The 23,587-nt window shown below is 53.3% G+C and carries 26 protein-coding genes; 3 read left to right on the forward strand and 23 right to left on the reverse strand.

The window, feature by feature from the left end:
• Positions 1 to 89: 89 nt before the first annotated feature.
• The 3 genes from ACI48J_RS16620 to ACI48J_RS16630 all read right to left on the reverse strand — a co-directional run bounded on the left by ACI48J_RS16620 (position 90) and on the right by ACI48J_RS16630 (position 3,978).
• Entirely contained in the window at positions 90 to 1,274 is a 1,185-nt protein-coding gene (locus tag ACI48J_RS16620) for an anhydro-N-acetylmuramic acid kinase (RefSeq protein WP_405079340.1), read from the reverse strand.
• A gap of 216 nt (positions 1,275 to 1,490) precedes the next feature.
• Complete coding sequence (locus ACI48J_RS16625; RefSeq protein WP_405079341.1) at positions 1,491 to 2,930, reverse strand: amino acid permease; 1,440 nt, start codon at positions 2,928 to 2,930, stop codon at positions 1,491 to 1,493.
• Between the two features lie 514 nt (positions 2,931 to 3,444).
• On the reverse strand, positions 3,445 to 3,978 hold the full coding sequence (locus ACI48J_RS16630; RefSeq protein WP_405079343.1) for a hypothetical protein: 534 nt from the start codon (positions 3,976 to 3,978) through the stop codon (positions 3,445 to 3,447).
• 173 nt (positions 3,979 to 4,151) lie between these two features.
• Here ACI48J_RS16630 and ACI48J_RS16635 point away from each other — a divergent pair, with 173 nt between their 5' ends.
• Both ACI48J_RS16635 and ACI48J_RS16640 read left to right on the forward strand, forming a co-directional pair.
• The gene (locus ACI48J_RS16635) at positions 4,152 to 4,616 is read left to right on the forward strand and encodes a MarR family transcriptional regulator (RefSeq protein ID WP_326055734.1); all 465 of its coding nucleotides are present in this window, start codon (positions 4,152 to 4,154) and stop codon (positions 4,614 to 4,616) included.
• Between the two features lie 13 nt (positions 4,617 to 4,629).
• A complete protein-coding gene (locus ACI48J_RS16640; RefSeq protein WP_405079344.1) occupies positions 4,630 to 5,931 on the forward strand; it encodes an MFS transporter in 1,302 nt (433 codons plus the stop codon).
• Between the two features lie 163 nt (positions 5,932 to 6,094).
• On the opposite strand, the gene ACI48J_RS16645 is transcribed toward ACI48J_RS16640, so the two are convergent.
• On the reverse strand, positions 6,095 to 6,568 hold the full coding sequence (locus ACI48J_RS16645) for an ArpU family phage packaging/lysis transcriptional regulator (RefSeq protein ID WP_218229926.1): 474 nt from the start codon (positions 6,566 to 6,568) through the stop codon (positions 6,095 to 6,097).
• Between the two features lie 240 nt (positions 6,569 to 6,808).
• On the opposite strand from ACI48J_RS16645, the gene ACI48J_RS16650 reads away from it, so the two are divergent.
• On the forward strand, positions 6,809 to 7,237 hold the full coding sequence (locus ACI48J_RS16650; protein ID WP_326055737.1) for a helix-turn-helix transcriptional regulator: 429 nt from the start codon (positions 6,809 to 6,811) through the stop codon (positions 7,235 to 7,237).
• Positions 7,238 to 7,586: 349 nt separating this feature from the next.
• Here the strand turns inward: ACI48J_RS16650 and ACI48J_RS16655 are convergent, their stop codons facing one another.
• From ACI48J_RS16655 to ACI48J_RS16745, 19 genes are all read right to left on the reverse strand, one after another.
• Positions 7,587 to 8,003: a phage holin, LLH family gene (locus ACI48J_RS16655; RefSeq protein WP_405079345.1), complete on the reverse strand. Its 417-nt coding sequence runs from the start codon at positions 8,001 to 8,003 to the stop codon at positions 7,587 to 7,589.
• Between the two features lie 243 nt (positions 8,004 to 8,246).
• The gene (locus tag ACI48J_RS16660) at positions 8,247 to 9,017 is read right to left on the reverse strand and encodes an N-acetylmuramoyl-L-alanine amidase (protein ID WP_405079346.1); all 771 of its coding nucleotides are present in this window, start codon (positions 9,015 to 9,017) and stop codon (positions 8,247 to 8,249) included.
• A gap of 67 nt (positions 9,018 to 9,084) precedes the next feature.
• Positions 9,085 to 9,486 carry a hypothetical protein gene (locus ACI48J_RS16665; protein WP_326055742.1) on the reverse strand — a complete coding sequence of 134 codons (402 nt, stop codon included), beginning with the start codon at positions 9,484 to 9,486 and terminating at the stop codon, positions 9,085 to 9,087.
• Positions 9,487 to 9,519: 33 nt separating this feature from the next.
• On the reverse strand, positions 9,520 to 9,807 hold the full coding sequence (locus ACI48J_RS16670; RefSeq protein WP_405079348.1) for a hypothetical protein: 288 nt from the start codon (positions 9,805 to 9,807) through the stop codon (positions 9,520 to 9,522).
• Between the two features lie 18 nt (positions 9,808 to 9,825).
• The gene (locus ACI48J_RS16675; RefSeq protein ID WP_405079349.1) at positions 9,826 to 10,350 is read right to left on the reverse strand and encodes a hypothetical protein; all 525 of its coding nucleotides are present in this window, start codon (positions 10,348 to 10,350) and stop codon (positions 9,826 to 9,828) included.
• Complete coding sequence (locus tag ACI48J_RS16680) at positions 10,347 to 13,748, reverse strand: phage tail protein (RefSeq protein ID WP_405079350.1); 3,402 nt, start codon at positions 13,746 to 13,748, stop codon at positions 10,347 to 10,349. The genes ACI48J_RS16675 and ACI48J_RS16680 overlap by 4 nt, the downstream gene beginning before the upstream one ends.
• Complete coding sequence (locus ACI48J_RS16685) at positions 13,748 to 14,311, reverse strand: phage tail protein I (protein ID WP_405079352.1); 564 nt, start codon at positions 14,309 to 14,311, stop codon at positions 13,748 to 13,750. The genes ACI48J_RS16680 and ACI48J_RS16685 overlap by 1 nt, the downstream gene beginning before the upstream one ends.
• Entirely contained in the window at positions 14,304 to 15,422 is a 1,119-nt protein-coding gene (locus tag ACI48J_RS16690; RefSeq protein ID WP_405079353.1) for a baseplate J/gp47 family protein, read from the reverse strand. Before ACI48J_RS16690 ends, ACI48J_RS16685 begins: the two co-directional genes overlap by 8 nt.
• 6 nt (positions 15,423 to 15,428) lie before the next feature.
• Positions 15,429 to 15,761: a lysozyme gene (locus ACI48J_RS16695; protein WP_405079355.1), complete on the reverse strand. Its 333-nt coding sequence runs from the start codon at positions 15,759 to 15,761 to the stop codon at positions 15,429 to 15,431.
• Entirely contained in the window at positions 15,758 to 16,147 is a 390-nt protein-coding gene (locus tag ACI48J_RS16700) for a phage tail protein (RefSeq protein WP_405079356.1), read from the reverse strand. The genes ACI48J_RS16695 and ACI48J_RS16700 overlap by 4 nt, the downstream gene beginning before the upstream one ends.
• Positions 16,144 to 16,560, reverse strand: coding sequence for a phage baseplate assembly protein V (locus tag ACI48J_RS16705; protein ID WP_405079358.1), 417 nt, complete (start codon positions 16,558 to 16,560; stop codon positions 16,144 to 16,146). Before ACI48J_RS16705 ends, ACI48J_RS16700 begins: the two co-directional genes overlap by 4 nt.
• Position 16,561: 1 nt before the next feature.
• Positions 16,562 to 17,593, reverse strand: coding sequence for a phage late control D family protein (locus ACI48J_RS16710; RefSeq protein WP_405079359.1), 1,032 nt, complete (start codon positions 17,591 to 17,593; stop codon positions 16,562 to 16,564).
• Positions 17,590 to 17,799 (reverse strand): tail protein X, encoded by a 210-nt coding sequence (locus ACI48J_RS16715; protein WP_405079360.1) that lies wholly within the window; start codon positions 17,797 to 17,799, stop codon positions 17,590 to 17,592. The genes ACI48J_RS16710 and ACI48J_RS16715 overlap by 4 nt, the downstream gene beginning before the upstream one ends.
• The gene (locus ACI48J_RS16720; protein WP_405079362.1) at positions 17,796 to 20,396 is read right to left on the reverse strand and encodes a hypothetical protein; all 2,601 of its coding nucleotides are present in this window, start codon (positions 20,394 to 20,396) and stop codon (positions 17,796 to 17,798) included. Before ACI48J_RS16720 ends, ACI48J_RS16715 begins: the two co-directional genes overlap by 4 nt.
• Before the next feature lie 6 nt (positions 20,397 to 20,402).
• A complete protein-coding gene (locus tag ACI48J_RS16725; protein WP_317955962.1) occupies positions 20,403 to 20,555 on the reverse strand; it encodes a hypothetical protein in 153 nt (50 codons plus the stop codon).
• A 2-nt stretch (positions 20,556 to 20,557) separates the two neighbouring features.
• A complete protein-coding gene (locus ACI48J_RS16730; protein ID WP_405079364.1) occupies positions 20,558 to 20,905 on the reverse strand; it encodes a phage tail assembly protein in 348 nt (115 codons plus the stop codon).
• Positions 20,906 to 20,943: 38 nt separating this feature from the next.
• Complete coding sequence (locus ACI48J_RS16735) at positions 20,944 to 21,465, reverse strand: phage major tail tube protein (protein WP_042228246.1); 522 nt, start codon at positions 21,463 to 21,465, stop codon at positions 20,944 to 20,946.
• A 14-nt stretch (positions 21,466 to 21,479) separates the two neighbouring features.
• Positions 21,480 to 22,928: a phage tail sheath family protein gene (locus ACI48J_RS16740; protein ID WP_405079366.1), complete on the reverse strand. Its 1,449-nt coding sequence runs from the start codon at positions 22,926 to 22,928 to the stop codon at positions 21,480 to 21,482.
• Between the two features lie 105 nt (positions 22,929 to 23,033).
• Positions 23,034 to 23,513: a hypothetical protein gene (locus ACI48J_RS16745; RefSeq protein WP_405079367.1), complete on the reverse strand. Its 480-nt coding sequence runs from the start codon at positions 23,511 to 23,513 to the stop codon at positions 23,034 to 23,036.
• Positions 23,514 to 23,587 lie beyond the last annotated feature (74 nt).

Here is a 23,587-nt window from a genome sequence, read left to right on the forward strand (position 1 = left end):
CTACGGCTGATAACCGTCTCCGGTTCGCTTTGCTGCAACTCCGCTTGGGAGAACCGCCTGGCTTGCCGCAGCAGAGCTGTAGCGGGATTTTACGGAAGCGCAAGCTTCCCCATCACGGTCGGACGCGCCGCCCCCGTTGCGGAGGGCAAATTGTTGGGGATACGGTGCAGGAAATCATTGCCGAGCAGCGCGAATATGACGGCTTCCTTGGCGTCGTCATTCACACCGAGCGCGCCCGAGGTCGTTACATGCTGGTCCGGCAGTAATTCCGCGAGCATCGACAGCAGCGTCCGGTTGTGGGCGCCTCCGCCGGAAACGATGACCTCGTCCACGCGGCAGCGCGGAAACACGAACCGCCGGCAGCCTTCGGCAATCGTGCGGGCCGTGAACGCCGTGGCCGTCGCCACGATGTCCGCGTCCGCCAGTCCGAGGGCTTTCGCCCGTGCGATAAAATCGGCCGCGTACGCTTTGCCGAACACTTCGCGGCCGGTTGATTTGGGCGGCTTCACCCGGAAGTACGGATGCGTCACGGCGTCTGCGACAAGCCCTTCATCCGTACGTCCCTGCGCCGCCCACGAGCCGCTTTCGTCATAGGAATGCCGGCCGCCCGACAGCTGATAGACCACCTGGTCGATCACCATGTTGCCCGGCCCCGTGTCGAAAGCGAACACATCGGACGGCCCCGCCTGAGGGGGCAGGACCGTGCAGTTGCCGATGCCGCCTATATTCTGAAGCAGGCGGCCTTTCGTTTCATGGCGGAACAGGATGAGATCGCCATAAGGCACCAGCGGCGCGCCCTGTCCGCCGACCGCCATGTCGGCCGGACGGAAGTCGCCGACGACAGGAACGCCCGTCCGCTTGGCAAGGACGGACAGGTCGCCGAGCTGGAGCGTCGAGCGGACGAGGTACGGATCGGCGGCATCCCCCTCGGGGATGTGCCAGACCGTCTGTCCGTGAGAGGCGATGAAGCCGATGCGGTCCATGGTCAGGCCCGCTTCGCGCACCGCCTCCAGCGCCGCTTCCGCCATCCGCTCGGCAAGGAAAACGTTCATTCCGCAGACGAGCGCAACGTCCGAGCGGGCGACGGAACAAAGATCTTTCAGCTTTTCCCGCAGCGCGTCGTCGTAGGGCCTGCTGTGGAAATGCAGCAGCTCCAGCCGGGTATCCGGCCCGCTTCCGTTTATCCGCACAACCGCGGCATCGATCCCGTCCAGCGAGGTCCCGGACATCAGCCCGATTGCGGTTACTTCCTCTTCCTTTACGCCGAGTATCATGTATACCCCTCCCAAGTGTCGTCTCCGTGCATCCGAACAACTATATGGAACCGGCCGCACGGGTTCCAGTTGGCTTCATTATAGAGGGGTAGAAATATTTTTTCAATGTAATTATATTTTATAAACTTTTATTTCATCATTCCGCCCAGATGGCTTGTCCAGCTTCTTAACATGACTCAGCCACTGAGGCGCTTCTTTTTACCGTTTTCTGTCTCCTCACTTCGACTTTTTCCGGAAAAACACGTCCGCCTTCTCGCGGATAGAGAGTGCAGGTGTAAACACCCACTCCTCCTCGGCGTCCGGAGCCGCTTGTTCCTGCCGCCCTGTGCTGTCCCCGGCTTTGTTCCATTTACGGTTCATCACCCAGGTAACCAATCCGATAGCGCCGATAAAACCCAGACTGACATAGAAGCCCGGGCGGCTGCCCTGGTGCGCCAGCGTCCCGCTGACGGCAAGCAAAATAAGGGCGATGCCCGCGATCCGTTTCGCTTGTCCCAGCGCCTTCAGACGAAGCAGTTTTCCCGCCGTGATCAGAATAAACAGCCAGTTATATAGGAGCAGCAGTCCTGCGGCGGTTGTAATGTATTCGTACACGCCCTCGGGCATAAGCAGCGCCAGAAGGATCGAAGCCGCCATCCCGCTGGCCGTTAGACCGAGCGCCGGGAGCGGGAGATTTTTTTTCCACCGGCGGGCGAAAAGTTTAGGGGCATCCTTATCTTCCGCTAACGTTACGAGCATGGTGGTCACCGCGAAAAGCGAGGCCGTCATCGTGGAAAACCCGGCGATAATAAGCACCCCGTTGAAAACGTGCGGGATAAACGGCAGCCGGTAATCGCTCAGCGCCAGCACAAACGGGCTTTCTTTCGTATGGAAAACGCTCCAGGGAAGGAGCGTAACCGCTAGTCCGATCGACAGGACATACACCACGGCGAGCAGCAGCAGCATGATTTTCCCCGCCTTCGGCGCTTCTTCCGGCCTCTGCAGCCTGAGGGCCATCAGCCCCATGATTTCGATGCCGCCGAATGCATAGAAAGCGAAAATAAGCGATGACCAGAGGCCTGTCGCCCCCGCGGGAAACAGCGTCGATGCTTCCGCCGGAAAGCCCGGCGCCCGGCTTCCGCGAATAATGCCGCACAGGGCCAGCGCCGCAATGACGAGAAACATCACGATGGCGGAAATTTTGATCACGGCAAATAAATTTTCCATCCGTTCGAATCCTTTTGTGCCCAGCATAATAATCCCAAGCCCGAGCACGCCGTATCCCGTCGCAAATATCCACATGGGAACGGCCGGAAACCAGAAACGGGAAAACAGGGACAAAGCCGTCAGCTGACTTCCCATGATGAGCAGCTCCGAGCTCCAGTACACCCACCCGCTGCTGAATCCGGCCCAGCGGCCGTAAGCTTTTTTGGCGTAAGAACGGAAAGAGCCTTTGACGGGGTCCGCAGCGGTCATTCTCGCCAGCACGTCGAACACCATGTAGGTTCCGAATGCGGCCAGCACGAACGAGATCAGCACGGCGGGACCGCCGATCGTAATCGCCAGACTGGACCCGAGGAAATAGCCGGTTCCGATCGTAAACGCCACTCCCAGCAGAGAGAGCTGCCACCATTTCAGCTTCTTTTCGTTTTCTCCGGCCGTTTCCTTTTTTTCCAAGGGAAGTCTCTCCTTTGTAGTTGAGCCATGAAGTTCTTTTAAAAAGAGTTCCCCCGGGGCAACATTTGTATGCCGATAGGAGACTTCCGGTTGAACGTCATGCGAAGCCACACGGCGTCGGGTGCTGCGTGCGCGGTATGAAGAAATGTAAGGTTGGCTAAGGCGAAGCGAAAGCCGGTACAAAACCGACCGAAAACGCATGCGGATGCCTCGTTTCATTTTCAATCCGTGTGAATCCCGCGTAAACGCCGAGTCCCTGGTGAACTGCCGGTTTCGTCGGCCTAATACCGATGCTGCGTCGCGATTGACCCGGTGGGGGTGCAGCAAAAAAACAACCGCCTGCATGTTAGCAGACGGCTTTTGAATATTTTTATAGGTTCCTTTTGTAGGTTCCTTTTGTAGGTTTTGTTGGAACGTTCGTAGTAGGGTTCCGTTAATTTAAGCAGATTCATTGTGTTTATCATTGGTATTCTGGCCTTATTCGCAGGCGACTCGGGTCTTAGCGGCTCGTCGTTTACCGGGTGATGGGGTTTACCGGTTTGCCTTTCGCCAAGTAAACGGTTACCCAGCAGGATACGGCAGCAGTCAGGGAAATAACGACGCCCATCAGGAGCCCGACAAACTGCATGAAAGGATCTTGTTCCGGAGAGGAAGGCGGTAGCAGGAAGATTTGGAGCAGAAGATAGACGGTGAGCACCCAGTAAAAAGCGCTTCCGATCCCGCCGATGATCCGCTTCTCTTTTTTCGTGCCCTCTCGCGAAACGCTCATCTGGATCCAGATCATAAAGCTGATAAACACGCCGGCGCCCGCAAACAAAAACAGGGAAAACGCGACGTTCATCATGATGGTGAGCACTACAAGCGCCGTCATGACGAGGAAAATAACCATGTTCACGATAAATAAAAAACCTCCGTACGCGTAAGGGGATTCCAGTCTCGCCGAAGCGGCCATTCTGGTAAACCACGGAATCGGACGGAACGTAATCCTTCTGACAAGGATGATTTGGATAAGGACAAGAACCAGACCGAACATTAAAAGAACAGTCACTTCCAAACACTCTCCCTTTCAACTCTGCATGTTTTCCTGATTATAGCAAAGGCGGGTACGATGCAACAAGACTAGGCTGCTTTTGCCGGTTTTCGGCGGCTTGATTTCCATTGACAATAATAGTTGTTTACCATATAGTTGTTAAGACAATCATTTTAGCGCGGAGGGATCAGATGACCACGGAACCCATCTTATATAAGAACGGATTGAACGATTCCTTGGGCTTTTTGCTGGGCGTGGCTTACCGGAAGATGTCCAATTTCCTGTCGCAGCGGCTGAAAGAGTACGACATCACACCCGAACAATGGTCGGTGCTTTACCGGATCTACGAGCGGGATGGTCTCATCCAGAAGGATATCGCCGCCAGGGCGGGCAAAGACAAGCCGACGACGACACGTATTTTGGATTCGCTGGAGGCGAAGCAATTTATAAGGAAGCAGGTCGGTCAGGGCGACCGGCGTTCTTTTCATATTTATATGACGGACAAAGGCCGCACCCTGATCGAGGAAACGATTTCCATTGAGCGGCAGACCATCCGGGATGCCGCCGCGGGCTTGTCTCAGGAGCAGTACGACCAGCTCATTACTTTTTTGCACGGGATTATCGACAACCTTACTTTGACATCAGAAAGCGAATAGGAGTGTCTGCATCATGTCTAAACATCCAGAACAGCTGGAACTGCTTCACCATCCGGATGCGGGGAAAAGTGAACCGCTCTGGACGAAATCGTTTATTATGCTTACGTTTTGCTATTTTCTTCTGTTTCTCTGCCTGCAAATGCTGCTGTCGCCCTTCCCCACCTACGCGAAGGACCGGTTTCATTCGGGCGATTTCACGTTGAGCCTCTTAACCAGTCTCTTCGCCATTTCGGCGATTATCACCCGGTTCGTAACGGCCGCCTTGATGCGCCGTGTACACCGTAACACGCTGCTGTTCTGCGGTGTGGCATTCGCCGCCGTATCGACGGCGGCTTATTCGTTTGCCGGCTCCATGAGCGCGCTGCTGGCGCTGCGCGTCTGCTTCGGCATCGGCTTCGGGATGGCCAGCACGGTGATGCCGACGCTGGTATCCCAGATCATCCCCCGCCGCAGAATCGGCGAAGGAGTCGGGTACTTCGGGCTGTCGAGCAGCCTGGCGATGTCCATCGGGCCGACCATCGGCCTCGCGATGATCGGCAGCTACGGCTTCGGCCCGCTGACCGCCATGGGCACGGCGGCGGCCGCCCTGATCGTGCCTCTGCTGCTCGGATCGCGGAGCATTCCGCCCCGGCCGGCGGCAGCGGCGGCTTCGCCTACCGGCAAAACGGCAGGCGGTCAGGCGGCAGGCTCCTCCGGCGGAGCCGCGAAGCGCGGGAGCTTCAACAAGAAGCTGCTGCTGCCGGCCCTGCTCAACGCGCTGCTGTCGGTGACGTACGGCGGCCTGCTCAGCTTCATCGCCTTGTACGGCAAAGAAGTGCATCTGGAGCAGATCGGGCTGTTCTTCCTGTTCAACGCGATTACCGTTCTCGTTGTCCGCCCGATCTCCGGACGCTTGTTCGACAGCAAGGGCCACGCCGCGATTCTCATTCCCGGGGCCCTGATTCTGATCGCGAGCCTGCTCGTTCTGTCCGTGGCGGCAACGATGCCCGTGCTGATCGTCTCGGCCCTGCTCTACGGTCTCGGCTTCGGCGCTCTTCAGCCGACGACCCAGGCTTGGATGCTCCGCGAAACTCCGCCGGAGCATCACGGGACGACGAACAGCCTGTTCTACAACTCCATCGATTTCGGAGTCGCTGTCGGCTCCATGCTGCTCGGTCTCGTCGCCTCCGGCAGCAGCTATGCGGTGATGTACCGTTATGCCGCCGGAGTGATGGTGCTGTTCCTAATTGTGTACGGCGTCTATCTGTTGACGCGCCGCCGGAATTCCGGCTCATCCGCCGTTCCGGCAGTGACGGAGATGGAAATTTCCTCTTGAGGCGCTTTTATCGGAACGAGGCATACGCCCGGCTTCCTTTGTAGTCCCGGCACGGAATCACCTGCTTGCATGCGGTGAATTCCGTGCCTTTTTTGGCTGCGCAGCCTGCGCTTGATTCTGTCTTGGACGCACGGTCGGCGGCGGCTAACATGCTTGCTCGCGTCTAGCCCGTAGCCCCTTCCCGCTGCTGCCCGGCCGGCCCCGGCACCCCGAGTGAGAGCATAAGCGCTAATTTATAAAAAGCTTTCCAGCGGATAGACGAATAGGTTACCGCACTGATCGGCGGATCGAAGCTATGATTGTACACGGCGTAATCTTTCACATAGTCGTCCTTCATGTACCGTTCTTCGATCAGCAGCCTTTCTTTCGGGTGAAGACGGCTTACCGCCATCTCGATTCTTTCGCAGTAGCGGCGCCGGCGTTCCGGCTCTTCCACGTTATAAATCGCTATGCTCGCGGTCTGATCGCTTGTGACGTTCGTCGGCCCGTGAAATTTTTCCGTATAGCTCGAAGTAATCGTCGCCGTTCTTTCTTCGAAGGTAATCGTTTTATACATCCGGTATTTGAGCAGCGCTCCCTCAACGGCTGTTTTCGTCTTTTTCCGGTCAAGTTCCGGCATCTCGATACTCGTTTTCATAGGCGGTAAGCCCTCCTTCATTGAATAAATCTCCTCTTGCGGCAAGCCTCAAGGATTGTCGTTGGGGCTTTCTTTTTCTTATCTTAAGTATATTACAATATAACGTTATTTCATAATATGGTAATAGTTTGATTATGTAATGCGAACATGCGTTCTCTTTAAAAAGCTCTTGTTTTCTTGACTATTCTTAGTTTTTTAACTACTATTACAGTATTCTGGAATAGATAGAGGGTGAATCTCATGACACTTGTCGATACTATAAAAGGATTAATGAAAGAGCAGGGACTTACCCAGTACAAACTCGCTCAGAGGGCCGGAATTCCGCATTCCACGATGAGCACTTTACTGAACGGCAGCATTAAAAATCCGTCTGCGGATATGGTCGCCCGGATTGCCGAAGTTTTACAGGTCACGACGGATTATTTGCTCGGTCTTTCGGATCTTCCATCCTACGAGAGTTCCCCTGACGAAACGGAAAGAAAAGAAACCCGCGGCCAATCCAAAAACTCCGACCCGCATCGTAACGAGAAGGAGTTTGTCGACAAAATCGAACTGTCGGATGAAGAATTGCTGAACCATTTCAGTCTGGAACTTGACGGTCGGGAGCTTTCAAAGTCGGAGACGAAGAACATAATCGCTTTTGTCCGCACGCTGCGCCAGAATAAGTAGCGACCTTAATCAAGGTTTTCAGCTCGATGCCAAGTATGACCGCCAATGATTTCAGGTCTACTTTCACGGGTGCGATAAGTTGTCACCTCCAAGATGATGGTAGAGATCCGTATGAGATGTACATTTATTATACCACAAAATGCTTCTAAATAGGAACGTAAGTTCGTATTTTATGTGCACAAAACCATTTTTCCCCTATCATCTAGACTCCTCTCAGCTTTCTATCCCTTCCATCCCTCGTTTTTTGATCTTTAACTAACCCGACTTATTCTCAAAATATCCTGCAAAACATCCAAAAAACAAAAAAAGCCCTCCCAACCGGATTCGGTTGAAAGGGGTATCGGTATCATCAAACGCTTCCTGCTTTATTATATGAAGCCGGCGCCGTGTCGAATTCTTTCATGTCCATTGCTTTATCCGCCTTATTTTGAGCGGGGTTGTACTCCATCCAGGCTTTCTGAATAGCCGCGAGAAGCTTGTCCGGCGTTACGTTCAGTCCTCTTGTTTGAAGTTCGTTGGCGGCATATGCGATGGCCGCGTTCATTTTCTCCTGCCCTTTTAAGAGCAGGCCCTGCGTTTCCGCAAAAGCCATCGCTTCCGATGCCACTTTCATGATGATTTCCTGCTGGGCGGCATTCGTGCGGGCTTGAATCCAGGCGATTAGGGATGTTTTAGCCGCGTGAATCAGTACGGTCAAGACACCTGCCAAGGCCGTGGCGAGCGCCAGAATGACCGGTGTCAGCAAATCCGTCAGCTGCTGTGCCATAGGTGAATTCCTCCTTTAAGAGCGTAGTTGAACCTATCAAAACCGTCACACCATGTCCGCCGAAAACTCCCCGCGGATGATAAAACCGATCGGGGGTCCACCGTCATGTGATACCGGGCACCGTGCGCCGTATTTCGGGTCCATGGGTTAGCCCCCTTATGTGAAGGCATTTCAACGTGTGGAATATGCGGAAAAGGCGGAAGGGATGCCGAAAGTTTGCTCCGGTTCACTGCTCGTGACCGATCAGCCTCGCAGTTTATCGGCCATCCGCCGGATAAGCAGGGCCGTATACTCGGTGTCCGGCGTCTTTCCTGTGATCATTACGTTGTTCCAGTATGCGGGTGAATCGATCACTCCGTGTTCGTGAAGCTTGGCGATTGCCGCTTCCAGCGTTCTGGAAGAATCGGGCTGCGCCTGTGGCCGAGATTTATCCGGAGACACGGATAAAGGTCCCAGCGAAAAAGCCTCGGCCAGACCTTCCGCCGTCGATGCGGCCAGTTGATCCAAAAACGCCTCGTTTTTCAAAAGCGAGGCATCCGCTGCCCGGTCGATAAACCCGTATTCGAGCAAAACCGCCGGCATGACGGTCTGACGAAGCACCGCAAGATCACCGGACTTCCGGCCGCGGTCCTGCAGCCCGTATTTGGCAAAAGCCGCCGCCACCTTGGCGTGAACCACGGAGCGGAGGGTTTCCGTCCGGGAACTTGCGGCTGTCCCGCTGTACACGTGGGATTCAAACCCCGTGCCTCCCCCCGCGTTGATGTGGACGGAAACGAAATAATCGGCTTGGAGCCGGTTGGCGAACGCGCATCTTGCTTTCAGATCGGCGGACTTATCCGTATCGAAAGCCGTATCATCCGTACGTGTCATGCGGACATCCGCCAACCCTTGAAGTTTGTTCGCGATCCGGGACGCGATTTTCAGCGTGAGTTCTTTTTCCATTAGTCCGCTGCCGATTGCGCCCGGGTCGTTCATCCCGTGTCCGGGATCCAGGACGATTACAGGTTTTTTCATCGGTCATGACCTCCTTATAAAATAGAAAAAGCCCTCAGCCGTTAAGCCGAGAGCGTTGTGCGGGCAATCAGAACGGGATGAAGCTGAACAAATACGCGATCACGGCCGCAATCGTTACCGCAATCACATACTTTGAGAAGCTCATCCAGGCCAGCTGTGCGCTCGTCCGTTCTTTCTGTCCTTCCAGACGTTCAGAGCTGCCGTCCCGCGTTACCTGCTGGAGCAGTTCGGCGTTGTCTCTGGTCATCTGCTGAAACACGTTGAACATTCTCGTTTCAAAACCGTCGAATCTCGTCAGCACCTGACCGACCAGGGTCTCTGTCCTGGCCTGGCCCGCATACAGCTGCCGGATATCGGCTTCGTTTTTTTGCTCGCATCTCTTCAGCTCTTCAATGTCAGCACGGAATTGCTGGCTTTCCATGTTCAGCCTTGCGAGATGCTCGCCGAAGTTTTCAGGGGCGATGGCCATCGTTATCGTCACCTCCCGTCATAGGCAGGCTGTTTACCTGCCGGTTTGGTGTTCGGGATTGGTTTGGGCGGAATCCTCTCGAGTCGGAACAACTGCCTGGATCATAGCCCGAGTTTCCTCATACTCCTGCCGATTGATCCAGCCGTTTTCCAAGGCTTCCTCCAGCAGCTCCGCACCGTATGTCGCCGCAAAATATCGCTGCACCGGTTCACGGTATTCCTCCCGAATGCCTTTAAAACCATCCCGCTTCGTAAAGCGATCGGTACCGTAGACGTAAATACTACGGCAGTAGGTGTTGCGTAAGAAATCATGAGTAATCATTGGTCTCTCCCCCTAGGTCTAAGTCGTTATAGATTCCATAAGATCTTGGAAATCCGCATTTATTTTTGCCTGTTGCTCTTTCAGCCTGGTCTGCTCGTTTATCGAATACTCGATATAGGCTTGAAAATCGGCGTTCTGCCGTGCGATTTCTTTTCGAAGTTTTTCGTTTTCAAGGGCCAATTCCTCCAGAGTCGGAGGTTTCGGTGGCTCCGGCTTGCTGCCGATCACTAGAGCAGCCCCTCGCCGGCCTTCAGCATCCGCCGTTACCTCGTAACAAGGCTCACCGGACAGCGTAACAGAAGAAACGCCCCCGGTAACCGAGAGCGTTTGCTTTTTGCCGTTTATGGTTAGCTCTACGTCTGCATTTTCCGATGCCGGCTCTCCAAGATAGTCGTATATGCCGACTGTTAGAGTTACGGTATCTCGTGCAGACTCCGGCTGCTTGTCGGTGGATAGGCGGAGGTGGGTTAGCAAGTCATAGTAGGATTCGCCGTATGGTTCGACAGTGTAGACGATGCTGCCGTCGATGCGATATTGCCTCATTGAAAAACGCCTCCTGCAAAGTCAACATCCATGTTTATGCTTGATGTTGAGGTATTTGTCAACTCAATGACTATCGAAGATTTAGCAAAAATAGGTTGAGAGATAATAGCTGTAGATCCTTGTAACGCATTGCTATTCGGAAAGTCGCTGACCCTGCCATATGAGGAATTGGAGCTGTTATAGCCAATATTCCCGGAAGACGGCCTTAATGTCGGTTGATATACGGCTAAGCTACTATCGGAGTTATAACTAACATCATTGTTTTGAAAAATACCGTTCACATAATTAATAACTAATGTTGAATCATAGTATAAAGAACCGTCTACAAATACCCTTAACCTTCCAAGTCCACCGGATAACGCTGCAATCCTTGATAAATAGCATTTTCCGGTAAGATGCATTGCATTTAAGGTCTGATTACCGGTAAGCACTATCGTTTGTCTTTTTACAATCGGTTTATACTGCTCCATTCCCCCGCTCACCGCCTTCCAAGTTGATCCATCGAGGTATTCCAATGTTCCGTTATTCATCCTTAAACGCGATTCATCCCAGATTGGAAAACCGTCTTTCGTTAGTTTACCTCCAGCTCCAGGATTGAATTGAATGTCCCCGGTAGGATACTCATTAACGAATTGAATGGTTTTGGATCCGGCCGCTGGAAAGCCCAGATACATTTTACGCCCTTTATAGATTCCCTCAGGATACATGGTTAAATACGAATGGGTACGACCAATGAGGTCCACGATAGACGCATCATCAAAGAATCGAGTCTTGCCCATATTACCACCGTTTTTTGACATGGCGTCTCGCTCCAGGATACTAACCCGCGTTTCCACATCAGACTGAGCAGTTGTTGTCCTATCAACTGCCGTCTTCAGATTAGCTGCTGTATTTGCTTTCATGCTTCCGACAGGGGCCGTAAGAGCATGTTGGTCTAACGCTAAGTAGGTGATTTCAAAAATAGAGGATGCGTCGTAGTCAGTAAACCAAACGTAAGCCCGTTGTTTTCCATACGCCGATTCATTATTATCTATTTTCCACGTACCGTCTTTAATTCTGTTTCGATAGATACTTTTAATTTTCGAAACACGTGTCGATGTTTGTGAACCTTCGGCACGCGGAATTTTTGCTGGATCAACTGCAAGGTAAACCCAACCAAAACCAACGTCACCTCGCGGATTTGCCCGCTCGCGTACAATCATTCCAGTCCCCGTTTCAATTTGGTTGAGGCCTTCATGCAATGTTATGGCACCTTCTGGAATAATTTCCGTTTCGCATGGTTGTGACAGCTGATAGGTTAGACGATAAGATGTGTGATTCTTCCATTTGGTTGTGGGTAAAACAGAAGTTTCAGCCCCTCCCTCTGTATTTAAAATCGGTTCCCAGCTTTTCGAACCTTGGTTGTTATAAAGCTCCGTTTTTTGGGTCGACGAATTCCAATAGTACATTCTCCAGCCGTGGAAATAAGCCTTAATCTCATCTGGAGATGGCGTGTAGTTGTCCCCCCAGCCGCTATCTGCATTCGAGACTGTAATATATAGCTGATCAGTTCCTTCAAATGTAAAACAGTCTGGACCCGCCACAAGATTTCCGACATTTAAAACTCTACCATCAAATTTCGTTAATCCTGCTTTCCAGTGATCAACATAATTTGGAATACTTCCTGTAGCCATAAATCTTTTTAGTCCTGGAGCAGCGATATTAAAGCTCCAGAACCGACCGCCATCTAGCACTATCTCTCTGTAACGAGAAATTTTCCAATACTTTCCTTCCCTCTGAATGATCTCGTCGCTTATACTTCCGTCCGAATTTGAAGCTAGCTTGACATCCGGAAAATACAAATAATTATCTTCTCGCGGTTTAAATTGACTAACGAAAGTCCCGATATTCACCATTACATCGAAATAGGTTACCGTTCCCGAAATCGGATTTAAATTGATATCAACAGCTTTTAACACCACTTCAATATAAGCTGTTTTTAGAGGGGAAGTGTTACTTCCTCTAAGAACGCCGGTTAAGCGATTTTTGTCCCTATCCGTAAAATAGTAGTAAGCAGTAGCATTCGAAGGAGATGTTTGTGCTGAAACAGTGTATGCTTGTCCTTCCATTACCGGAGCATAGAATCGGGCATAAATGTTCTGATTGGGATTATGAGAAATATCTGCCGTATAAGGGCCTTTAAAAATGACTTCAGCAGCCGATGCATTTCCCCGTTCCCATTCGTTAGACGAAGGTGCCAAATTCTCTCCTGTTTTAATGATATACGGGTTGGTAGTATGTTGAATGCTTTCTACATACGGATATTTCGCCGCAATCTGATCTGGAAGTATGGTGTTATTGACGACTGCATCATATTCGGTTTTAGTTGCCTCGTATATACGAACGGAATCAATTCTAAACTTCCCAGGATTATCAGCCCAGAAGTAAAGATTTTTTTGAGTACCAGCAGTGGAAGAAATCAGAGCAAACGTATAAGTAGCCCAGCTGTCACTGATTATTCTTCGGAATATATTACCTTGTGAACCAAATAATTCCGAATGGATGGATAGAGATTTCTCTCCCACCGCCTTAAGATCTGCAATAACTATATATCTTTGTCCATTTGTTAAAGGAAGATTTTCAGCTCGCAAATGGTTTCCGACACCGCCTTGACCGGTCGAGGTGACTTCAATGCTGCTTTTTCCCGTGGTACAATCCCCATTTAAAGCCATGCTGTGGTTGCCAGCCAACGTCCAGCCACTCGTGGATTCAAAGCCACCCAATTTCCCCATCAAATTCACAAGCGTACGTCCCTTCAAACTTTCCAGCTTGAAGCGGGACGTCCTCTCGGAGCTAACGACCTGTAATCCGTTCTCCAAAGTAAAGGACTTGGAAGGTACGCTCTCCAGATGAGACTCCGCATAGTCTTTCAAACGCTTCTCCGACTCGGCCAAATCATTCTGGGAGGCGAATACCAAAGATTTATCGATCTCCGCCGTCACATTCGCCGCATTGCCTACAACCACGATGGCGTCAATGGACTTTTCGATGATGTCCGCCCCGCCAACGGGCGGAATGTATTCCGCATTGGCACCGGCATTGCCGTAACAGTACAGAATTTCACCCTCGTCCGGGTCCTGGGCATAGATGCCGATTTCCCGGAAATAAAAGCCGGTTGTCACGTCCTGGTTGGACAGAACGGCTCCGATGACCGCACGACCCTGCGTCTGAATTTTCAGCTTGGAAATCGCCAAAGATTTCTTTTCGCCGATCAGTTTCGTCAAAGCCGGGATGGACTGCCCGCCGAGCTGCCCGTCCCCTACTCCCATCCGGGTATAGTTCAGCGTTACGCCCGTCTGGGCTTTTGCCTGCAAATTACGCCCTTTATTCGTCAATACAAATCCGCCAAAGGCTCCCATTATCCCACCTGCCTAATTGTCATTTTTTCGCCCATATGAAAAACGCCCCCGACATACAGAGGCATTTCTTCCGTCTGGGATAAAATCACACGCTCGAGGCGGGCGCTGAGCCGTTTAACGGACTCGACCGCCCGGTAAAATTCGCGCGCTCTTTCCTGCGTCACTTCCGGGTTGTTCGTGATGACCCGAAAACGGAAAGGCTGACCGCCGTATTCAAACCATTCCTCGACCTTCCCTTCGCCGAAAAGCGCGGCGACCAGCTCTTCCACCGCGGAAGGCGTCCCTTTGCGTTTGTGCCAGCGGAAAGCGTTCCGGACGAGCTCGCGCTTTTGCTCCAGAGGAAGCTCCGGCTCGTAGAAATCGACGTGAAATTGCCACGCCAGCTCGTCCGCTTCTTCTTCGGTCAGCTTGTCCAGACGGTCGTAGTACGTCAAACGTCCGATGTCTTCGCTAAGCTGCCGCAGCTGCCCGTCCAAGGAGAGAGCCGCCGCCCTTACGGTCTCGTCTCTCTTCAAATTCGGCGGCAAAATGTCCAGCAGGCTTGCGTTTTTGAGCTCAATCATCGGCAAGTCCTCCGTATACGATGTTCACCTTGCCGTCCTGAGCGACCTTAAGGGCGGAAAGCTCCGTGTACGCCGGGCTGGCGACATTCACGCGCAGCGCTCCCGCCGCCATCACCCGCCCGATCAGCTCGGAAGGGTTAATGTCCCGGCCGAGCCTGGATTTCTGCCAGAGCCGGTACCCCTCGACCGCTCCCGCGACTGCCGCTTGAATCGCGGCCGAATCGGCGGCCCGGCTGCGGCTGACCCAATAGGTCAGGTCGATGTCGTAAGTCACCGTTTCCGGAGCCCGTACGGTGACATGATCGGTCAAAGGCCTGACCCGCCGGTCGTTGACGGCCTCTTTTACCGCATCCAGAATATCGGCCGTCGGCAGTTCGCCTCCACGCAGAAGCGGCAGCACGACAATCTCGCCTTCGGACGGAGACTCAACCCCCACATCCACGATGGCGGAGTTCGCCGATTTCGCCCAGTATTCGTACGCGCCTTCCGGCCCCGCCGTCGAAAACGATTCCGGAGCCGTACGGATCCGTTCGCGGTACGCGTCGTCCGACTCGGTCTCGGAACCTCCCGAAGATTCCGTCGTATTCCGCACGCTGCCGACAAACGGAATCGGGTCTACGAGGACGTTCAAAATCCCCGGCTCAAACCCGTTGCCCGCCGTTCCCGGCACCGCGCATTGGGCGGATGCGGATGCCTTCAGCTGTCCCGGAGCAATTTCGACGACTTCTGTCGTCACGAAATAAAGGGCTCCGCCGCCGCCCTGGGGCCCGATCCGTGTCCCTTTCGGAATCAGCGTAGCCGAATTGAGCGGCATGGACAGCCTAAACTCCACAGTCGTAACGGCAGGCGCCGCTTGAAGCCGCTTCGTTTCGGTCATTTCACCCATATGATCGAGCAGAGTTCCCCTCGCATAACGCAGCAGATTTTGCCTCGCCGTCTGGTTGATCAGCACGCGCTGATGCACGATCATATTCGCCAGCGACATCAAAAAAAGGCGTTCGGGGTCCGCCGGAAACAGCTTACGGCCCGTAATCGCCTCATGTACGGCCAAAATTTCCTGAATCGTTTCCGCCGCATCTTCCTGTATAAACTGAAAAGCGCCTTCGTTCAAAACCCATCACCCCTCTCTCAACCTAAAGCGGACGACAGGGATAAGCCTGCCTGCGCTCCCGCTCGTTTCATCTTCGTAAAAACGGATCTCTTCCACCAGAGCCCTCGGCTCCTGTTCCAGAATCGCGGTCATCAGGCTGCCGCCCATTCGGGCTTTCGCAACGGGCATCGGTTCGTCAAGTTCTCCGAACGGAATCCCCATATTCCTGGAAAAAGGAGCCGAGCCGGCAGGCAGGCTCAGAATCGTCCTCAAGTTCTGGATGACCTCTTCCGCTTCGCTCATGGGGCCGAAATAAAACCCGCCGGGTTCTCGCATATCAACGGTATAGTCTTTTTTCATACATATTCCTCCAAAGAAACGGAAGCCGACGCGAGCAAAATATTGCCCCGGTTATCGACTTTATCCCAAGACTGCTCCAGAGACGTAATGACCCAGAGTGCAACGCCCAGCCCCTTGCCGCCTATAGTGAGAGACATCGCTTTGCCGGAACGCTCGGTTTCTACCAGCTTGTCCAGCTCCTTGCGCGGGTTAATCCCGTACCGTAGGTCGAACCGCATCGTAAAAGAGATCGTGTCCAAACCCGGACCGATCCACTGCGTTCTGGCTTTTTTGCCGAGAATTTCGTGTTTGGCCCAGCGGCTTGAGCTGCTTCTTTTAAAATCGTCGAAAGTCCGTATCGTGTCGGCCGTCGCAATAAACACGATATCGCCCAATGTGCCGATCATAGCGTCTCACCGCCTCTCGTTAAAGTTCCGGTCACGACCAGGTCGCCTTCGATTTTCACACTGCCGCCAGGTTTAACATGGAGCACACCCGACTGGCGATCGTAATAGACGCTGCTGCCGTCTTCAAACCACACGCCCCGCTGCGACGGAACACCGGGAGGCCTTTTACCGGCCGTAAAAAAAGTCCCCAGGCAGAAACCCGCCTGAAGACCGCTGCCCGAAAAGGCGCAAAGCACATTCTCGCCGACCGCCGGCAGGCTGTTGCCGCGCGCCCATCCTCCCATGGGTGAGACGACCGGCAGATCGGCCGTAACGTAATGATTCCGGTCCGGAAAAGTGACCCGCACGGTCCCCTCTGAAGCCTGGACGCTGGATACGATGCCGGCCCGGACTACAGGATATTCTGAAGCCATCTCACCACCCCAGTACTTTTCGGATTTCAATATCGGTCGTGTAGCCGCCGCTGCCCACTTTGTGGCTGGCACTCTCGATCAAGTATTTGCCGTCGAACCGGTTCCATCCCTGAAGAAGAAGGGTGACCCCGGAAGCCATGCGGACATCCCCGGATAAGGAGAGGCTCGCTTTTCCGGCTTCTTTGTTCTTCTCGCGCAAGCTTTTGGCCGCAAGACGCATAGCCGCCGCCTCGGAATCAACCTGTTCGTTGATTTTCAAAACGGGTCCTTCCGCCGGGGCGCCTGGAGGCACGTACATCGCCTGATAAGTCGTGTTTTTCGCGGAATCCGAATAGGTGACCTCGCAGGCCCGGTAAGCGGTATAAGCGGTGCTCCAGCCGAACTTGTGACTCGCAACGGCGTCTTCTCCGCGGACGAGGGTCAGCGCCGGATCCTTTTTCTCATACTCCGCTTCATCGAACAAGACGAGCTGGCCTTCGGATACTTTTACCGCAATTCCTTCTTTCATGGCCTGTTCGTTCAAAAAGCCTAAATCAGACTGATCGGTCTGTTCCAGCCTCTCATAGGAAGGATCGACGTCAGCCGAATAGAACAGTGTCAGTCCGGCAGCTCGTGCCACATCGCCTGCCAGCGTGCGCAGGGTGACGTTTTCCCACGCCTTCGTGCGCTTCTCCTGACGGATGCCGGAATCGACGGGCAGTGAAACCGCCTTGATGCTTACGGTGTCCGGCGGACCGCCGAAATCAAAGGAGTCGACTTCAAACGTCCCGCAGGGAAGCTGTTGTTCCTCCTCCGGGTAATTCCAGCCAAAAGTCCTGATTTCGGCCTTGATCGTATCGCCGGCTGAGGGCGACCAAGGACCCTGCCAATTTTGCAGCCTGTCTTCAAGCGAAAGCTGAATATCGTCGAGCGATCCCGGCGCCGCATCGTTATACGTAAAATCCACAAGAGAATCCGCCAAGGATTGGGTGATATCTTTCCCGTTGTACTCGACGACCAGCTCCGCCCTTCTTGCGTCCAATACGTCCTTCATACGGGATCCCTCCTTTTCCAAGGTGGGAGCGTATCCGACGACTGGGCCGGTTTAGGCGGAATTTCAAGTGTGATGCCGGCCGGAAAAACGACGATTTCCGCATGTTTCTCGTTAAAATTCAAGAGGAGCGGCATAAACCGCTCGCTCCCGTAAAACTGATAAGAGAGCCCATCCCAGGTATCTCCTTGAATCGTGGTGTAAATCATACAAAGCTCACCCGCGCTTTTTGACGTAAGTAGGTGTTGAATTCTCTTTCAAAATCCCGTCTCGTTCTCTGCTCCATCTGCTGAACAGCGGCCTGGTCGGCATTTCCGTAGAAGTTATAGGACGGGTTAAAAACAAAGGCTCCATTCCCCGACGAGGCGCTGACTGCAGGGGAAACGCCCAGCATCCGGCCGGCGGCCGCATACAATCCTCGGCTGCGGTCGGAATTGTTGATCGGAATGATAACCTCGCGGTCTCCTCCTTCGCCGATCCAGGCGATTGTCGGACTGCTTACCACGCCGCCCTTTGCAAATCCGCCTATAGGTGTTATTGGAGTAATATTAGCGCTGAATGTCTTGCCTCCCGCCCAAGGAGACCATTCCGGAATCTCGATCTTAATATTATTGATGGCTTTGATCACTTCATTTACCATACCGATAACGCCATTGATCGGAACCGCGACCACATTCCCAATGGTGGAGAAGATCCCTTTTAACATGTCCATAAGTCCCTGCCAAGCGGCGGACCAATTACCCGAGAATACATTCGTGATAAAATCGGTGGCTCCGGTCAAGGTTTGAATCACGCTGTCCACGATGGAACCGAAGCTGTTCATTACGGTGCTGACTCCGCCTTGGATCATTGTGAACACGAATTGCACGGCACTGAAGATATTGTCCAGCACCGGCTTAATAATGGTGAACAACGTACTGAAAGCCTGAATAATCGCGTTGCCCAACCCGTAAATAGCCGGCAGCATATCCGACACGGCTTTAGTCAGGACAGGGAATACCTGCACGCTCAAGAATGTGAAGATTTGAGAGATAATCGGCCATATCTTGCCCATTAAATAAGCTCCTACGGGTAAAAGAGCCGCCATTGCGGAAGTAAAGAGGGTGTAAAAAACGACACCGACCTTCATGATAACCGGCAAGATCTGCTGCACAATGCTTCCGATCGATAGAAAAATACTCTGAATATACGGAATAAAACTTTGCCATGTGCCGATAAACAAGTCTTTCATGCCGGATACCTTATCAAAAACAGAGGCAATGCTCTGCACAATCATCACCGCATCACTGTCCCTGAGTCCGAGCATCTTGGCGTAATCGAATGCCACACCCATCATCTTCCCGTCAAAACCGTTCTGGAACAAATAAGCTACATTGTCGGCCACACCCGTAATAGCAGGACCCACCGTGGAAGCGATGCTTCCGAATACGTTTTTGACGATAGGGCCGACTTTCATGATGACCTCGCTGAGCTTTTCCAGCAGCGGAATCGCCATATCCGCAAGGGGAAACAGGAAATCGGCGGTCAATTGTCTTCCCAGTCCCTTGAATGCATCGCCGATGGTGTTATATTTGACCGAAGCCATCTCGTTCATGGTGTCTTTGGTCATATCGAATTCGCTGCGCGTGCTGCCCATGGCCGTCAATACATCGTCACCGAGATCCTTGAACGATTCCCCGAACAACTGAACACCGAGTTTGCTTTTTAGTATGGGGTCCTGTACGTTCCCGAGTGCTTGAGCCACCTGTTTAAAAGCGGCTTGCGCTTCAGGCCCTCCTGCTGCAAAGGTTTTGGTCATTTGCCCCGCATTGAGGCCAAGTGCCGCAAAAGCGTTCCTGCTTTCTTCTCCGCCTTCTTTTGTTTTCTCGCTGAACGCTTTGACTGAATCCCCGATAGCCCCCAAATCAAGAGAACCTGATTTCAAGCCCGCACCGAACGTATCAAACATCTGGCTGGCGGAAAAACCGATCTCTTTAAAGGAAGAACCGTACTTGTCGGCCGATTCCAGCAGTTCATCCGTTCCCAGCCCCTTCTGGGAGCCCTGGGCGAACAAGTTATAGGCTTCCTTGCCGGAAATACCGAATTCCTTCATTACCGACTTTGCCGATTTGGCGGAGTCTTTAACGTCGGTTTTAAACACGTCGCTGAAAATCATAGCGTTGCGAGTCGTTTCCTCCAGCGCCGCCCCCTGTTCCCCGGTGAGCTGCTTAACCTCGGTCAAGGTACCGACCACGTCGCCCCAGCCTTCGCCCAAGTTTTGCTTGTACAAGGATGTCGCGGAACTTTTGATTTGGGCCATTTCCGCTTCTCCGGCGCCCGTGGAGGCTTGGGCCTGGTTTAAAGCCGACTTGTATTCATCGATTTTACCGACCACGTTCACGACGACATCGGCCACTTGCCCGAAGACGTTAAAGCCTTTTTTGAAGGCTTCAAGCGCTTTTTGTGCGCCGCCGATCGCCTGCTCGGTCTGCGCCACATCCTGCCGAATGGGCTCGGTCAGATTAGCCGGCATCGCAACCTGGTTCATACTCTTCAGCTCGTTCTTTAATTCGACAACGAGCTTGATAGTTTGCAGGATGTCTCCGATCATATCGAAATCCAATTTAGACATAAAAGAACCGATGGGGGATTTGCCTTTGGAAGCTGCATTGCTTGAAGGAACCGCATTAACCGGCACAATACTTGAATTGGCGACAACCAGCGCCGTCGAAGACGCCCCCGAATTTCCGTTTGAAGAACCTGAACTTCCTCCGGAACCTTTTGAAGCTTTGATCACTTGTATAGAGCCGGATTTTTGTTTTGCCATCTAGTCTCACCCCCTTTTTGCGAGTACCTCTTGGATCGGCTCCGTCCACTCCAGCAGCTCCGCTACCGGAAGACTGAGCCAGTAAGGAATGGGCGTCTTGGTGGCAACCGAGAAGGAGGCCACCAGCTTGCGCAGGGTGCGTCCTCCTTCTCTGCCCATCCCTAGCCCAGCAAAAAATTTTGCGACCGGACAAGAATTTTGGAGAAATCTTTGCCGGGAAGCGCCTTGATCAGATCTAAGGGGACTTTGGCCGCGCGGGCGGCTACCAAGGCCTGATAAGCCTGAGAAATTTGCTTCACCGGCACGACTTCGTTCCCGGAGGACATCGCGTTCATTTGTCCCTCGCAAGAGAGCAGGTCTCCGCCCGTCAAGCTGTCGAAATCGAGCAGCAGCTCGGTATATTCGGTTCCCTCAAAAGTAAACGGCCGACTGAGCTTATAGACACGCTCATCGACCGTTTCGGTTTGACCTGCCTCTGCGGCTGGAGTTTTGGTTTTATTTTCGGACATGGATTAATTTCTCCCTTCAGGTATCGGATAAATTTGAATTAAAGTGCGAGGTCCGCGCGGACGGATGCGAGCTGATCTTTGCCGTTCACGACAAAAATGTAGTTGAATTTGTCCACTTCCAGCATGACTTTGCCGCCGACGGACACTTTCAGGTAAACGACTTCAAACTCGGTGGAGCCTTCCATCGCCGCACCGACTTCGAGACTGCCCAGCGTACCTGTTTTAGGGAAAGCCCGGACCGTAATCTTGGCGCCTTCGGTTGCGTAAATACCGGTCGCCGTATTATAGGATTGCTGGGAAGCGCGGAAATCTAGCGCATGCGCTTCGGGAGCAAGCAGCTCCAAAGCGGCCGGGTCCATCGTATTCCAGGTCAACGAACAGGTCATGGGACCGAATTGGCCGATCGTCGGGCTCTCGACTTCACCCGCGATGCCCGCACCTTTTACGGATTCCGAAAGATATTCGAGGCTGGGCAGTTCAACGGTCGCTACCCCCAGAAATTGACTGCCGTTCTTGTATACCGTATACCCTACAATTTTATCGCGTACTTGTTTAGCCATGTTGAAATTCCTCCTTAGGATTGGATAGCGCCGAGATACTGCGCGTCATATTCGATTTTGAACTGGATTTCCTGAGCCGGGCTCGGCGGTGTAACGAAAATGTGGAATTTCAGCTTGCCGTTCATCAGATCGGCTGCCGGATTCTCTTCTTTGATAAATTCCACCCGGCCACCGAGGATATAACCGCTCGCCTGAAGACCGTTCATCCAGATATTCAAAGAATCCGTCACCGATTCAACGAGACGTTTGTTGGCAGGGTCGTCGACATGCTTCCAGTACGTCAGGATGACCGAGTTCTGAATCCAGTCGAACATGCGGCGGACCGGAATAAACGCATTCTGCGGGTCCGTAATTTCCGGGAAAGCGGCCGTGCGGTTGCCCCAAGTCTTCCAGCCTCCGACAAAGTTCAGCGCGGTGAAGATGCCTTGATTGTTCAAATATTCGGCTTCATCCGGTCCAAGTGGAAGCTCGGTACCGTTGTCAAGCACCGTTCCGTCGGCTTGCAGCAGCTTGTTGGACGGCGAGCGATGCGGCACGCCGTCGCTCTCCAGATCGGTCCGGCACATGACGCCGGCGAGGTGCGTGGAGAAGCGGTACGTGCGGCCGTCCTTGGTCACGTTCGGATAAGCGGCGATTTGTCGCTCGCTGGCAAACCCGTTTTCTTTCTTGAAAACGGCAAGGTCGGTGAATGGGCGGTCGGCAGGCAGATCGGTCAGCACCATCGCTTTGAAATGGCCGTTGATGCTTTCCGCTTTAGCGGCCAACACGGAAGCGACTTGCGGGTCGTGAGAGAATCCCGGTGCGAGCACAAGCGTCGGAACGAGCTGGAAACGCGGGAAAACCTGCTTGATCAGATCCAGCCCGGTCACTTCGCCCGTTGCCGCGTCCGTACCGCCGATCAGATCGGTTGCCGTCACTTTGGAGCGGTCCAGCTTGTCGTAGCCGACTTTCAGCGCGGTTGCGGCGGGGCTAATAGCGCCGCCTTTCACAACGGAGAGCATCAGGCGGCCCGTTTTATCAAAAGCCAGCGTATAGTCTTTCTCCTTGCTGTAAGTCGTCACGCCGTCCGCGGATTGAACCGTTACGCTGGAAGGCAAAATACCCTCCGCACTCAGTACGGCCATTCCCGCTGTCACAACCGCTTCGGACGGAGCGGCGGACGTTTTGTGCGCGGCCGGATCGAGAACGTTGATCAGCACAACCGGCGCCTGCTTGTACAAGCGGAAATGCGAGTACATGAATTCGCTAAGCGTGTAAGACTCCCAGTCCTCCGAGTAGCCGAAAGCATCTACTGCCTCGTCCCAGCTTTTGCAAAGGACCGGCGTATTCACCGGCGCTGCGGCCAGTTTGGACAGATGAACGGGCGCCGTACCGAATACGACCGGAATGGTCGCCTGCGGGGATACAGGGGTCATGACCGAGAAAGGCACCTCGCTTGTATAAATACCGTGACGTTCTGACATAGTTAATAATCTCCCTTCGAATGTTGACAAGTTGGTTTAAGTAGAACTCTTAATCCTTACTTCTTACTCCTTAAAATCTGAAGCTGCTGCGGCTATTTTCCGGCTCTACAAATTGTCGTAGATCAGATCTTCGCGTACGGGCGAAGGCACGTTCCATTCGGTCACCATTTCGGCCGTCCACTGAGGGTAGGCCTGCGTATTGGCGAGCTTCCATTTCAGCGGCCGCTGAAGCTCGAACATCCCGCCGATGATTTCCTTCTTAAGAACGGCCTGGCGTACTTTCTCGATCAGATTCAGTACGTCCGCATAACCGAACGGATCGGTCGAGGAGGTTCCGAAATGAAGCCGGACCTTGACGGAGCCTTCCTCATTCCCGTCCGCCCCTTCCAGCGCCCTGAGCAGGACAAAAGGAAACAAGCCCTCCGGCAGCAATTCAGCAGGTTCGTCCGGCTTGGCCGGCGGAAATCTCTCGGCTCCGGGAAGCCAGCCGACATGGACTCTCACGGGACGTTCGCCCGCTCCGGTGTCCCGCACCGATTGCTCCACGAAGCTTTTGAGCGTCTGGAGCAGCATGTTCGTACTCACCGGGCTTCACCTCCGCGGATACAGCTTTTGGCGTTCTCCGGCCGATGCGGCCGCCTCCGTTTAAAACGGTTTGT

The sequence above is a fragment of the Paenibacillus chitinolyticus genome (assembly GCF_045038035.1).
Lineage (GTDB): Bacteria > Bacillota > Bacilli > Paenibacillales > NBRC-103111 > Paenibacillus_F > Paenibacillus_F chitinolyticus_A.

Bases quoted from the DNA above. Each gene is read 5' to 3' on its own strand.
- ACI48J_RS16620 (WP_405079340.1), bottom strand. From the start codon at position 1,274: ATGATACTCGGCGTAAAGGAAGAGGAAGTAACCGCAATCGGGCTGATG.
- ACI48J_RS16635 (WP_326055734.1), top strand. From the start codon at position 4,152: ATGACCACGGAACCCATCTTATATAAGAACGGATTGAACGATTCCTTG.
- ACI48J_RS16640 (WP_405079344.1), top strand. From the start codon at position 4,630: ATGTCTAAACATCCAGAACAGCTGGAACTGCTTCACCATCCGGATGCG.
- ACI48J_RS16645 (WP_218229926.1), bottom strand. From the start codon at position 6,568: ATGAAAACGAGTATCGAGATGCCGGAACTTGACCGGAAAAAGACGAAA.
- ACI48J_RS16650 (WP_326055737.1), top strand. From the start codon at position 6,809: ATGACACTTGTCGATACTATAAAAGGATTAATGAAAGAGCAGGGACTT.
- ACI48J_RS16655 (WP_405079345.1), bottom strand. From the start codon at position 8,003: ATGGCACAGCAGCTGACGGATTTGCTGACACCGGTCATTCTGGCGCTC.
- ACI48J_RS16660 (WP_405079346.1), bottom strand. From the start codon at position 9,017: ATGAAAAAACCTGTAATCGTCCTGGATCCCGGACACGGGATGAACGAC.
- ACI48J_RS16665 (WP_326055742.1), bottom strand. From the start codon at position 9,486: ATGGCCATCGCCCCTGAAAACTTCGGCGAGCATCTCGCAAGGCTGAAC.
- ACI48J_RS16670 (WP_405079348.1), bottom strand. From the start codon at position 9,807: ATGATTACTCATGATTTCTTACGCAACACCTACTGCCGTAGTATTTAC.
- ACI48J_RS16675 (WP_405079349.1), bottom strand. From the start codon at position 10,350: ATGAGGCAATATCGCATCGACGGCAGCATCGTCTACACTGTCGAACCA.
- ACI48J_RS16680 (WP_405079350.1), bottom strand. From the start codon at position 13,748: ATGGGAGCCTTTGGCGGATTTGTATTGACGAATAAAGGGCGTAATTTG.
- ACI48J_RS16685 (WP_405079352.1), bottom strand. From the start codon at position 14,311: ATGATTGAGCTCAAAAACGCAAGCCTGCTGGACATTTTGCCGCCGAAT.
- ACI48J_RS16695 (WP_405079355.1), bottom strand. From the start codon at position 15,761: ATGAAAAAAGACTATACCGTTGATATGCGAGAACCCGGCGGGTTTTAT.
- ACI48J_RS16700 (WP_405079356.1), bottom strand. From the start codon at position 16,147: ATGATCGGCACATTGGGCGATATCGTGTTTATTGCGACGGCCGACACG.
- ACI48J_RS16705 (WP_405079358.1), bottom strand. From the start codon at position 16,560: ATGGCTTCAGAATATCCTGTAGTCCGGGCCGGCATCGTATCCAGCGTC.
- ACI48J_RS16710 (WP_405079359.1), bottom strand. From the start codon at position 17,593: ATGAAGGACGTATTGGACGCAAGAAGGGCGGAGCTGGTCGTCGAGTAC.
- ACI48J_RS16715 (WP_405079360.1), bottom strand. From the start codon at position 17,799: ATGATTTACACCACGATTCAAGGAGATACCTGGGATGGGCTCTCTTAT.
- ACI48J_RS16720 (WP_405079362.1), bottom strand. From the start codon at position 20,396: ATGGCAAAACAAAAATCCGGCTCTATACAAGTGATCAAAGCTTCAAAA.
- ACI48J_RS16725 (WP_317955962.1), bottom strand. From the start codon at position 20,555: ATGGGCAGAGAAGGAGGACGCACCCTGCGCAAGCTGGTGGCCTCCTTC.
- ACI48J_RS16730 (WP_405079364.1), bottom strand. From the start codon at position 20,905: ATGTCCGAAAATAAAACCAAAACTCCAGCCGCAGAGGCAGGTCAAACC.
- ACI48J_RS16735 (WP_042228246.1), bottom strand. From the start codon at position 21,465: ATGGCTAAACAAGTACGCGATAAAATTGTAGGGTATACGGTATACAAG.
- ACI48J_RS16740 (WP_405079366.1), bottom strand. From the start codon at position 22,928: ATGTCAGAACGTCACGGTATTTATACAAGCGAGGTGCCTTTCTCGGTC.